This window comes from Streptomyces sp. NPDC051051 (assembly GCF_040682975.1).
Lineage (GTDB): Bacteria > Actinomycetota > Actinomycetes > Streptomycetales > Streptomycetaceae > Streptomyces.
This window is the reverse complement of sequence record NZ_JBFBCB010000011.1, coordinates 43,944-55,729: the sequence shown is the minus strand read 5'-3', so window position 1 is coordinate 55,729 and position 11,786 is coordinate 43,944. Positions and strand designations below refer to the sequence as shown.

The following is an 11,786-nucleotide window of genomic DNA, read 5'->3' as shown; positions in this document are numbered from 1 at the left end:
CAGGCGCGCCGGTCCGCAGTGACCGCCACGTACGACCAGGTACGGGCGGCCATCGTCGTCCTCGACCCGCGCGCAGACCTCTCGCACCCGCGAGGGGTTTTTCGTTTTCCTGGCCCACCTTCAGCCGGGAGGCAGGCGCGCGGGACCATGGGGGGACGGTGGAGCCGGTCATTCCGGTAGACCGAGATCCAAAACAGGAGCCTTGAGACCATGACGGAAACCAGCGAGCTCGACGACTCGTTCCACGTCTTCGACACCACCCTGCGCGACGGCGCCCAGCGCGAGGGCATCAACCTCACGGTCGCCGACAAGCTCGCGATCGCACGGCACCTGGACGAGTTCGGCGTCGGCTTCATCGAGGGCGGCTGGCCCGGCGCCAACCCGCGCGACACCGAGTTCTTCGCCCGGGCGCGGCAGGAGATCGACTTCCGGCACGCCCAGCTCGTCGCCTTCGGCGCCACCCGCCGGGCCGGCGCCAAGGCCTCCGAGGACCCCCAGGTCAAGGCGCTCCTCGACGCGGGCGCCGACGTGATCACGCTGGTGGCCAAGTCGCACGACCGGCACGTGGAACTGGCCCTGCGCACCACGCTCGACGAGAATCTGGCGATGGTCGGCGACACGGTGTCCTTCCTCAAGGAGCAGGGCCGCCGCGTCTTCGTCGACTGCGAGCACTTCTTCGACGGCTACCGCGCGAACCCCGAGTACGCCAAGGCCGTCGTCCGGGCGGCGGCGGAGGCCGGCGCGGACGTCGTCATCCTCTGCGACACCAACGGCGGCATGCTCCCCGCCCAGATCCAGGCCGTCGTCTCCACCGTCCTCGCCGACACCGGCGCCCGCCTCGGCATCCACGCCCAGGACGACACCGGCTGCGCGGTCGCCAACACCCTCGCCGCCGTCGACGCGGGCGCGACCCACGTGCAGTGCACGGCCAACGGCTACGGCGAGCGCGTCGGCAACGCCAACCTGTTCCCGGTCGTCGCCGCACTGGAGCTGAAGTACGGCAAGAAGGTCCTCCCCGAGGGCCGGCTGCGCGAGATGACCCGCATCTCGCACGCCATCGCGGAGGTCGTCAACCTCACGCCCTCCACCCACCAGCCGTACGTGGGGGTCTCCGCCTTCGCCCACAAGGCCGGCCTGCACGCCTCCGCCATCAAGGTCGACCCGGACCTGTACCAGCACATCGACCCCGAGCTGGTCGGCAACACCATGCGGATGCTCGTCTCCGACATGGCCGGCCGCGCCTCGGTCGAGCTGAAGGGCAAGGAGCTCGGGATCGATCTGGGCGGCGACCGCGAGCTGGTCGGCCGCGTCGTCGACCGGGTCAAGGAACGCGAGCTGAAGGGCTACACGTACGAGGCGGCCGACGCCAGCTTCGAGCTGCTGCTGCGCGCCGAGGTCGAGGGCCGGCCGCTGAAGTACTTCGACGTCGAGTCCTGGCGGGCCATCGTCGAGGACCGCCCCGACGGCACCCACGCCAACGAGGCCACCGTCAAGCTGTGGGCCAAGGGCGAGCGCATCGTCGCCACCGCGGAGGGCAACGGCCCGGTGAACGCCCTCGACCGTGCCCTGCGCGTGGCCCTGGAGAAGATCTACCCCCAGCTCGCCAAGCTGGACCTGGTGGACTACAAGGTCCGCATCCTGGAGGGCGTGCACGGCACCCAGTCCACGACCCGCGTCCTGATCTCCACCACCGACGGCAGCGGCGAGTGGTCCACGGTGGGCGTCGCGGAGAACGTGATCGCCGCGTCCTGGCAGGCCCTGGAGGACGCCTACACCTACGGGCTGCTGCGGGCGGGGGTGGCCCCGGCCGAGTAGGGCGGGGCCACCGGGATCACCGCAGGGCCCACTTCTGGTTGGCGGCGCCCGTGCAGCTCCATATCTGGGCCCGGGCGCCGTTGGCGGAGGAGTTGTCGCTCACGTCGAGACACTTGTCCGCGGCGGTGTTCACCACGTCCCCGGTCGACGCGTCGTACGACCACCGCTGCGCGCCCGAGCCGTTGCAGCCGTAGAGCTGCACCTCGGCGCCGTCGGCCGTGGACGCCGAGGTCACGTCCAGGCACTTGCCCAGGGCCTGGACGGAGCCGTCGGGCTGGACCGTCCAGCGCTGGGCCGCCGTACCGTTGCAGTCGTAGAGCTGGACCGCGGTGCCGTCGGCGGTCGAACCGCCGGCCACGTCGAGGCACTTGCCCGCGAGGCCGACGAGGGAGCCGGTGGCGGCGCCACCGCCCGACTGGGTGCCCGACCAGGTGAACGTCGCCGACGTCCGGCCCGGCAGCGAGTAGGTGGCGTGCCGCGCGCCCCAGGTGACGGTGATCGTGCGGGCGGAGGCGGAGCCGTTGTACGCGATCAGGGCCTTCGAGCCGTCCGGGTTGCGCCAGGCCACGTTCGGCACGGCCGCCGACGCCGTCGAGGCGATCCGCTGCGCGCCCGGCCGGACGAACTTGGTCAGGTGGCCCATCGTGTAGTACTCGACGGTGTAGTCGACCTGTCCGTGCCGGGAGTCCCCGTTGTGCACGGTGATCAGGCCGTCGCAGGTGCCGCAGCCGCCGTTGTGCGGGCCCCGGTTCTGGTCCACCGCCAGCGACCACTTCGTCACCGACTTCGCCCAGTTGCGGGTGTAGTCGACGATGTTCAGCATGTCCTCGCGCTGCTGGTCGGCGATCCAGGTGCCGCCCGAGTGCTCGGTGCCGAAGGCGTCCAGCCGCGGGTACCGGTCGTGCACGGCGGTCTGCTGCGCGACGTCGCCGCCGTAGCCGTGCCAGGCGATCCCGCCGAAGTTGGGGTGCGAGCGCACCGCCGCGTCGTCCACCGTCTGTGCCGCGTAGGCGTCGTAGGCGTCCCAGTTCCAGTCGTGCGCCAGCACCTTCGTCGGCAGGCCGGCCGCGGCGAGCTTCGGCAGCAGCTCGCTCCTGGTGAAGTACGCGAGCCCGGAGGCGTTCCAGCTCATCGACGGATAACCCGGGCAGCACGTCGGCTCGTTCTGCGCGGTGACGTACGCGACCGGCACGCCCTGGTCCCGCCAGGCCTGGAGGTACTTCACGAAGTACGACGCGTACGCCCCGTAGTGCTCCGCCTTCAGCCAGCCGCCGTCGAGCCGTCCGCTGTCCTTCATCCAGGCGGGCGCGGTCCACGGCGAGGCCGTCACGGTCAGGTCCGGGTTCAGCTGACGCGCCTGCCTGGTCAGCGGCAGCACGTCCGCCAGGTCGTGCGCGATCGAGAACCGGGTGAGCCCGGGGTCGGTCTGCCCGGCGGGCAGGTCGTCGTAGGTGTAGCCGAACCGGGCCAGGTCCGAGCCGCCCATCGGGTTGCGCAGGAACGACAGCCCGATGCCCTCGGTCGGCGAGAACAGCTTGCGCATGGTCGCGTCCCGCGTGGCCTGGGTGAGGGCCCCGCTGCCGTTCATCAGCCAGGCCGCGGTGTCGGTGAAGGAGGCGCCGCCGCCGGTGAAGGTCTGGTAGCGGGTGTTCTCGTCGACGGTGATGTTCTCGCCCCCGCCACCGGTGCCGGAGGCGAAGGCGAACGGGGTCTGCTGCTGGAGTCCGCGCACGACATGGCGACCGCCGGTGTCGTCGGTGGTGGTCAGCCAGGCGGTGACCTGTTCGCCGGCCGCCTGCGCGGGGGGTACGGCGGCGCCGAGGCCGACCGTGGTGAGCAGCCCGGCCAGCAGCAGCCGGGCCCAGCGGGGGGAACTCCTCATGATGCCTCGCCCTTCCCTGACGGGACGTCCTGACGGGTGTGCGGGCGCGGGTTAAATCACACCGTGATCTAAGGCGTGAGCGAACCGCGGGGGTTCCGAGTGAACCAGAGCATCAGTGAAAGGTCCATGCCAAAAGCGGCGGCACCCGGGTATGCGGGCAGCGGGGGAGGAGGGGGCGGCTCCCGCTCCGGTTGCCCTGCTTTGTCGTCGTAGGAGGTAACTTCGAAGTATGAAGGTCGCACTTTCGACCCGAGGTCTCGCCGGACTGCTCCTCGCGCTGGCGCTCGCCGCCCTGACCCTGCTGTCGGCCGGCGCCCCGCGCGCCGCGGCCGAGACCAGTGTGTCGACGATCGCCGCGGCCCTGCGCGAGAGCCCCGTCTACGTCGACCCGGCGGCGTCCGCCCAGCTCTCCCAGGCGGACGCCCACGCCCTCCAGAAGAAGATCGAGGACGCCGACAAACCCGTCTTCGTCGCCGTCCTCCCCGCCGGCTACCCCACGGAGAACCTCTTCACCGACCTGCGCACCGCCACCGGCGTCACCGGCCTCTACGCGATCCGCCTCGGCGACCGCTTCGACGCCCGCGCCGACTCCTCGGTCCTGCCTGCGGCCGCCGTGCGCAACCTCGTCACCGGTGTCCAGGGCGAGAGCGACGCCACGGCCCAGCTGAACGACTTCACCGACCGGGCCCTCGCCAACATCGGCGGCTCCGCCCCCACGGGCTGGGACTCCCCGGACGGCGGCGGGGTGTCGACGGCCGGCCTGGTCACCGCGGGCGTGCTGGTGGCGGTCGGCGGCGCCGGCGCGTACACCCTCGTACGGCGCAACCGCCGGCGGCACGCGCAGGAGCAGGGGGTCGCCCTGGAACGGCTCCGGGTCGTCGTCGACGAGGACATCACCGCCTTCGGCGAGGAACTCGACCGGCTCGACTTCCACCCGGCCGAGCCCGGCGCCGACGACGCGATGCGCGGCGACTACGAGCACGCCCTCGACGCCTACGAGAAGGCCAAGTCGTTCATGGCGGACGCGACGAGACCGGAGGACGTGCGCCCCGTCACCGAGGTCCTGGAGGACGGCCGCTTCGCCCTGGCCCGGCTCGCCGCCCGCCGGGCCGGCGAACCGCTGCCCGAGCGCCGCCCGCCGTGCTTCTTCGACCCGCGCCACGGCCCCTCCGTCGTCGACGCCGCCTGGACCCCGCCCGGCGGGGCCGTCCGCCAGGTCCCGGTCTGCGCGGCGGACCGCACCCGCCTCGAGGACGGCCGCGACCCCGTGGTCCGCGAGGTCGACACCGACTACGGCCGCCGCCCCTACTGGGAGGCGGGACCGGCCTACGGCCCCTGGGCGGGCGGTTACTTCGGCGGCGGCCTGCTGCCCGGCCTGCTCGTCGGCACGATGCTCGGCGGCCTGATGGCCACCCCCTCCTACGCCTCCGACTACGGCAGCGGCTACGGAGACTTCGGCGGCGGCTACGAGGGCGGCGACGTGTCCGGAGCGGACTTCGACCCCGGCAGCTTCGGTGACTTCGGCGGCGGCGGCGGGGGAGGGGACTTCGGGGGCGGCGGGGACTTCGGCGGAGGTTTCTGACGCCGGCGTCGCCGCCGCTTTCCGGCCGGCCGGCTGTCCACCGTCGGCCGCCTGCCGCGGATCGCCCACCGTCCTGCACGGGCCCGGCGCCGGAAGCGCCGGGCCCGTGGACGTCGTACGGACGCGGTGGGGTACGGGTGGGTCAGAGCGAGGCCGCCGCCGAGGCGATGGCCGAGGCGAACGTGGAGACCTCGCTGTAGACGCCGGGCGCGTTGGGCCGGGCGCAGCCGATGCCCCAGCTGACGATGCCGACCTGGATCCACGCGTCGGCCGAGTCGCGGCGGAACATCGGGCCCCCGGAGTCGCCCTGGCAGGTGTCGACGCCGCCGGCCGCGTACCCGGCGCAGATCTCGTCGCTCGCGATCAGGCCGCTGTAACCGCTGTAGGAACGACAGGTGGCATCGCTGACGAACGGCACGGTCGCCTTGAGCAGGTACCGCTGCTGGGCGCCGCCCTCGGTGGCCGAGCCCCAGCCGGCGACGGTGAAGGTGCCGGTGTTGTACTGCGTGGTGGTCGCGATCTTCAGCGTCGGCAGGTTGATGGGCTGCGCCAGCTTGATGAGGGCCCAGTCCTTGCCGTTGCCGTTGTAGCCGGGAGCTCGGTAGACGTAGGTGGAGCGGACCTGGACCCGGCCGGTGGTGGACTGGAGGTCCACGACGCCGGCGGTGGCGGTGATGCTGGTGTTGGCGCCGGTCGAGCCCACGCAGTGCGCGGCGGTGAGCACGATCTGCTGGGTGTAGAGCGCGCCGCCGCACCCCATGGAGAGCCGGACCATGAACGGGAACTCGCCCTGTGCGGCGCGGGTTCCGCCCACGACGGGCGAGGGCGCGGCCTGGGCGGACGAGACGGGCTGAAGGCTGGCGATCGCGAGGGCGGCGGCGCCGACGGCCGCGAGTCTCTTGAGCGCCGTGAGGAGTTTCTTCAACGTGATGCCTTCCGTGGGGGGTGACCCGGAGTCGGGGGGATCTGGTGGTGCCCGAAACACGGAATTGACGCGCGCATGACAACAGCGGCAACAAAGAGACGCCCATTTGCTGGCATGGGCAGGTCAAATCTGTTGCTGGATTATGAGAACGCCGCAAGCCTTCGCACAAGGGGTGCGATCCGGCCACGCCCGAGCACCCCGCCGGACCCCTCGGCCACGCGGGCGTCCGCCGCCGGGCCGGTCCTCGCCTACGCGGGCGTCCGGCCGTCGACGGCCGGCGCGAGGGCGGCGAGATCGGTGAGCGGCCCGCCGCTGAGCCGGCACACCTTCCACTCCTCCAGCAGTTCCACGCCGAGCGACCTGTAGAAGCCGATGGCCGGCTCGTTCCAGGCCAGCACCCACCACTCGAACCGCTCGAAACCGCTGCGCGTGCAGATCGCGGCGAGGGCCGCCAGCAGCGCCTTGCCGTACCCGCCGCCACGGGCGTGCGGACGGACGTAGAGATCCTCCAGGTGCATGCCCCGCGTCCCGGTCCAGGTCGAGAACCGGGGGAACCACAGGGCGAAGCCGACGACCTCCCCGCTGCCGTCGTCCTGCGCGATCAGCACCCGCGCCGCGGGATGCTCGCCGAACAGCGCTTCCCGCACCTGCTCCTCCGTGGCCCGGGCCTGCTCGACGGCCCGTTCGTACGCGGCGAGTTCACGGATCATCGCCCGGATCTCGGCGACGTCGTCCACGGTGGCGTTTCGGATCATGGGATGGATCATGCGGTACGGCGGTCAGGACTGTCCAAGCGACGGGCGATCCGCACCCGCCCGCCCACCCACCCGCGGAGGACGATCGCCCGAGCGAGGGCAGCAATTGACCTATGGGGCTCCTGGCCTGGGCCCATGACCGGGCCCCTCACGCCCCTCGCGTTCCCCACCGCCGCCGACCTGGACGCCTGGCTCACCGCGCACCCGGCGCCCTGCCCCGGACTCCGGGTCGAGGTCGCCAGGAAGGGGTCCGGGGTGGACTCCGTCACGGCCGCCGAGGTCAACGACGTGGCCCTCTGCCACGGCTGGATCACCGGTCAGCGCAAGGGCCTCGACGAGGTGCGGTTCCTCCAGCGGATCACCCCGTGCCGGCCGGGCAGCCTCTGGTCGGCGGTCGACGTGCGCCGGGTCGGGGAGCTGACCGCGGCCGGCCGGATGCGGCCGGCCGGGCTCGCCGAGGTGGCGGCGGCACGGGCCGACGGACGGTGGGCGGCGGCGTACGCCTCCCAGCAGCACGCCACCGTCCCCGCGGAACTCGAGACCGCCCTGGAACGCAGCCCACGGGCCCGCGCGGTCTTCGAGCGGCTGGGCCGCACCGACCGGTACCTCGCCATGCTCGGCGTGCTCCGCGCCCGCTCCCCGCAGGGGCGGACCGCTCGGGCGGCGGCCGCCGTCGCGCGGCTGGAGGCCGCGGCCGACGGCGGGTGACGCGCCGCGGGTCCCCCGGCGGGCGCGGTCAGCCCTGCGCGGCCGCCTTCGCCAGCCGGATCAGCTCGTCGAAGTCGATGGCTCCCGGGTCGCCGTGGTCGTTCTCCGGCACGTGCATGTGCCCGCACACGCCCTTGAAGGCGTTCCAACGCGTCCCGCTCATCCGCTGCCCGGCCCCGTTCCCGTAGGACTTCGGGTACGCCGGCCACAGCGCCGGGCCACGCAGCGGTACGTCGTGCTCCTCGTGCGCCCACGCCAGGAAGCGGGCGAGTCCGCGGAGCGCCCACTCCGGCGCCTTCGGCCAGTAGACGTGGGCCTTCCCGCTCGTCTGCCACTTGGTGTGCACCTCGGGGTCGCAGGTGCCGACCAGCTCCACCTGGCAGACGTTCAGTGTGTTGGTCTCCACCCCGCCGGGCCTGTTGCGCAGGGCGCGGGAGGAGACGTCGATGTCGAAGTGCTGGTACCACGTCAGCTTCTTCGCCGCGAGGTCCGGCACCGCCGTGAGGTTGGGTGCGGAGGCCCCGCCCTGGTAGCCGGGCAGCGAGCGGCCCTCGGTGGTGTGCAGGACGACGACGTTGACCTCCATCCGGTCGCCGCCGAAGTCGTCCTGGTACCAGTGGTCACGGTGTGCGCCGGGGTAGTGCTGCGGTCCGGTCCTGGTCATGGCGCCTCCTCGGTCACGATCCCCGGCCGCGTTGGCGGGGGCGCCCTGATGAACGACCGACACCCGCGACCGTCGCGCACCCGGCGGCCCCGCACCTGTGTCCGGGTCCGTCCTGCCCCCGCGCCCCGCCCCGCCGGGCGCCCGGACCCCGCCCCGCACCGGCGTCCGCGCCCGCGTCCACGCCGAGCACGGGCACGTGCCGGGTCCCGCGTCCGCGTCCGGACCTGCGGGCATGTCCCGGTCCCCGCCCGCTCCGGCGCCGCGGCCCGTGCCCGCGTCCCGTCCGCGCCGGCGCCCACCCGCCCCACGCCCGCGCTTCGCGCGCCGGTGCCCGCCCCGTGCCCGCGCCCCGAGCGTTCGGGCCCGCTCCGCGCCCCGCGCACACCCGGTCCCCGTACCCGCACCCCGCTGCCCCCTGGCCCCGCATCCGCACCCCCGCCCGGACATGCCGAGCGCCCGCCCTCCCACGGGGGTGGAGGACGGGCGCGCTCGGGATGCGTGGCGTCGGTGACGCGTCACGCGTTCTTGATGGCCGAGATGTCGAAGTTCAGCTTGATCTTGTCGGAGACCAGGACGCCGCCGGTCTCCAGCGCCGCGTTCCAGGTCAGACCCCACTCGGAGCGCAGGATCTCCGCCTTGCCCTCGAAGCCGACGCGCTCGTTGCCGAACGGGTCCTTGGCGGAGCCGTTGAACTCCAGGTCGATGGTGAGCGGCTTGGTGATGCCGAGGATGCTCAGGTCCCCGGTGACGCGGTAGTCGTCGCCGCCCAGGGCCTCCGCGCCGGTCGAGCGGAAGGTCATCGTCGGGAACTCGTCGGTCTTGAAGAAGTCCGCGGTCCTGAGGTGGTTGTCGCGGTCGGCGGACCCGGTGTCGACGCTCTGCATCACGACGTCGATGGTGGCGGTGGACCTGGCCGGGGCGGCGCCGTCGAGGTGCAGCGAGCCGGTGAACTCGTTGAACTTGCCCTTGACGTTGGTGACCATCGCGTGCCGGGCGACGAACCCGATGGTCGAGTGCGCCGGGTCGATCGTGTAGTCGCCGGTCAGGGCGGCGAGGTCCGGGTTCACGGCGGCGGCGGCCGTCGTCGTGGTGGTCTCGTCGGTGTTCTTGCGGCCGAAGATGCCCATGTCGTGCTCCTTGGGGACGGATCGATCAACGGATCGATGAAACGGGCGATGATGTTGAATGTTCAACGAGACTTTCAACAAGGCGGACCGTAGACCCATTCCGTTCAACTTTCAACTTCATTCGCGCATGGCTTGCCGGACGCCCTTCCATCGTCGCGCGGGACCGCCTCCCCGGGGGTCCCGCACGCCCCGTCACTCCACTGGGCGGCGTCCGTCGGGCGATGATGTGAAGTTGATCTCACCTTCACTCTTTGTGCGACCTCCACAAGCGGTACGGGCCCTGAGCAGTCGGAACGCCTGCATGTCGGCATGGTTCTGTTCAGGGGTACCAGGAAAACGCGCCGGAGACTGTACGGAGTCGACGTCTCACTTTCCTTGAAGGTCTTCGTAAGGTCACTACATGACCGTTTTGGAAGAGACGACCGGTGAGCCGACCGCCGAGCCCACGGACGCGCGCGGGCGTGTCGCCGAGCTGCACGAGATCCGTGCGCAGGCGCTGGCCGGGCCGGGCGAGAAGGCGACCCAGGCGCAGCACGCCAAGGGCAAGCTGACCGCCCGGGAGCGGATCGAGCTGCTGCTGGACCCGGGGTCCTTCCAGGAGGTGGAACAACTGCGCCGGCACCGGGCGACCGGGTTCGGCCTGGAGGCCAAGAAGCCGTACACCGACGGTGTCATCACCGGCTGGGGCACGGTGGAGGGCCGTACGGTCTTCGTCTACGCCCACGACTTCCGCATCTTCGGCGGCGCACTGGGCGAGGCCCACGCCACCAAGATCCACAAAATCATGGACATGGCCATCGCGGCCGGTGCCCCGCTGGTGTCGCTGAACGACGGCGCCGGCGCCCGTATCCAGGAGGGCGTCTCCGCGCTCGCCGGCTACGGCGGCATCTTCCAGCGCAACACCCGGGCGTCCGGCGTCATCCCGCAGATCAGCGTGATGCTCGGCCCGTGCGCGGGCGGCGCGGCCTACAGCCCCGCCCTCACCGACTTCGTCTTCATGGTCCGCGAGACCTCGCAGATGTTCATCACCGGTCCCGACGTGGTCAAGGCCGTGACCGGCGAGGAGATCACGCAGAACGGCCTCGGCGGCGCCGACGTGCACGCCGAGACCTCCGGCGTCTGCCACTTCGCCTACGACGACGAGGAGACCTGCATCGCGGAGGTGCGCTACCTCCTCTCCCTCCTCCCGCAGAACAACCGCGAGAACCCGCCGCGCGTCGAGTGCTCCGACCCGGCCGACCGCCGCAGCGACGCCCTGCTCGACCTGGTCCCCGCGGACGGCAACCGGCCGTACGACATGGCCAAGGTCATCGAGGAGATCGTCGACGACGGCGAGTACCTCGAGGTCCACGAGCGCTGGGCGCGCAACATCATCTGCGCCCTGGCCCGGCTCGACGGCCAGGTCGTCGGCATCGTCGCCAACCAGCCGCAGAGCCTCGCCGGCGTCCTCGACATCGAGGCCAGCGAGAAGGCCGCCCGCTTCGTGCAGATGTGCGACGCCTTCAACATCCCGATCATCACTCTTCTGGACGTACCCGGCTTCCTGCCCGGCGTCGATCAGGAGCACGGTGGGATCATCCGCCACGGCGCGAAGCTCCTCTACGCCTACTGCAACGCGACCGTGCCCCGGATCTCCCTGATCCTGCGCAAGGCGTACGGAGGTGCCTACATCGTCATGGACAGTCAGTCCATCGGGGCCGACCTCACGTTCGCCTGGCCGACCAACGAGATCGCCGTCATGGGCGCCGAGGGTGCCGCCAACGTCATCTTCCGCCGCCAGATCGCCGAGGCCGAGGACTCCGAGGCCATGCGGGCCCGCATGGTCAAGGAGTACAAGTCCGAGCTGATGCACCCGTACTACGCCGCCGAGCGCGGCCTCGTCGACGACGTCATCGACCCCGCCGAAACCCGCGAGATCCTCGTCAGGTCCCTGGCGATGCTGCACACCAAGCACGCCGACCTGCCCTCGCGCAAGCACGGCAACCCCCCGCAGTAACCCAGCGGACTTTCCGCGCCACCCTTGCGGAAACCTCTCTCACGGAGACTGACATCCATGACCATGCCTGACATCCGCGTCGAGAAGGGCCACGCCGAGCCCGAGGAGGTCGCCGCCCTCACGGCGATCCTGCTGGCCCGTGCCGCCTCCCGTTCCTCCGAGCCCACCCAGGCCAACCACGGCCGCCTCAAGGCCGGCTGGCGCCGCCTCGAGCGCGAGGGCGGCTTCCGTGCCCCGCACAGCTGGCGCTGACCGGCCCGCAAGCACGACGAAGGCCCCGACGCCCCACGGGCGGCCGGGGCCTTCGCCCGTGTCGCGGGAGGGGCCGGGGC

General features: G+C 71.9%; 10 protein-coding genes. 5 read left to right on the top strand and 5 right to left on the bottom strand.

Features of this window, described 5'->3' with window-relative positions; all coding sequences use genetic code 11:
- The first annotated feature begins 210 nt into the window (after nt 1-210).
- A complete protein-coding gene (cimA, locus tag AB0N31_RS11355) occupies nt 211-1,815 on the top strand; it encodes a citramalate synthase (RefSeq protein ID WP_366058115.1) in 1,605 nt (534 codons plus the stop codon).
- Between the two features lie 16 nt (nt 1,816-1,831).
- Here the strand turns inward: cimA and AB0N31_RS11350 are convergent, their stop codons facing one another.
- On the bottom strand, nt 1,832-3,697 hold the full coding sequence (locus AB0N31_RS11350; protein WP_366058113.1) for a ricin-type beta-trefoil lectin domain protein: 1,866 nt from the start codon (nt 3,695-3,697) through the stop codon (nt 1,832-1,834).
- A 229-nt stretch (nt 3,698-3,926) separates the two neighbouring features.
- On the opposite strand from AB0N31_RS11350, the gene AB0N31_RS11345 reads away from it, so the two are divergent.
- On the top strand, nt 3,927-5,279 hold the full coding sequence (locus tag AB0N31_RS11345; RefSeq protein WP_366058112.1) for a hypothetical protein: 1,353 nt from the start codon (nt 3,927-3,929) through the stop codon (nt 5,277-5,279).
- A gap of 142 nt (nt 5,280-5,421) precedes the next feature.
- Here the strand turns inward: AB0N31_RS11345 and AB0N31_RS11340 are convergent, their stop codons facing one another.
- Nucleotides 5,422-6,204 carry a serine protease gene (locus tag AB0N31_RS11340; RefSeq protein ID WP_366058111.1) on the bottom strand — a complete coding sequence of 261 codons (783 nt, stop codon included), beginning with the start codon at nt 6,202-6,204 and terminating at the stop codon, nt 5,422-5,424.
- Between the two features lie 248 nt (nt 6,205-6,452).
- On the bottom strand, nt 6,453-6,959 hold the full coding sequence (locus AB0N31_RS11335; RefSeq protein WP_366058109.1) for a GNAT family N-acetyltransferase: 507 nt from the start codon (nt 6,957-6,959) through the stop codon (nt 6,453-6,455).
- 135 nt (nt 6,960-7,094) lie between these two features.
- On the opposite strand from AB0N31_RS11335, the gene AB0N31_RS11330 reads away from it, so the two are divergent.
- Nucleotides 7,095-7,667 (top strand): YdeI/OmpD-associated family protein, encoded by a 573-nt coding sequence (locus tag AB0N31_RS11330; RefSeq protein ID WP_366058108.1) that lies wholly within the window; start codon nt 7,095-7,097, stop codon nt 7,665-7,667.
- Nucleotides 7,668-7,695: 28 nt separating this feature from the next.
- On the opposite strand, the gene AB0N31_RS11325 is transcribed toward AB0N31_RS11330, so the two are convergent.
- A complete protein-coding gene (locus tag AB0N31_RS11325) occupies nt 7,696-8,331 on the bottom strand; it encodes a hypothetical protein (protein ID WP_366058107.1) in 636 nt (211 codons plus the stop codon).
- 515 nt (nt 8,332-8,846) lie between these two features.
- A complete protein-coding gene (locus AB0N31_RS11320) occupies nt 8,847-9,458 on the bottom strand; it encodes a YceI family protein (RefSeq protein ID WP_366058106.1) in 612 nt (203 codons plus the stop codon).
- A 400-nt stretch (nt 9,459-9,858) separates the two neighbouring features.
- Between AB0N31_RS11320 and AB0N31_RS11315 the strand changes: the two genes are divergently transcribed.
- Nucleotides 9,859-11,454, top strand: coding sequence for an acyl-CoA carboxylase subunit beta (locus AB0N31_RS11315; RefSeq protein WP_366058105.1), 1,596 nt, complete (start codon nt 9,859-9,861; stop codon nt 11,452-11,454).
- A 57-nt stretch (nt 11,455-11,511) separates the two neighbouring features.
- Nucleotides 11,512-11,706 carry an acyl-CoA carboxylase subunit epsilon gene (locus AB0N31_RS11310; RefSeq protein WP_366058104.1) on the top strand — a complete coding sequence of 65 codons (195 nt, stop codon included), beginning with the start codon at nt 11,512-11,514 and terminating at the stop codon, nt 11,704-11,706.
- Nucleotides 11,707-11,786: the final 80 nt, after the last annotated feature.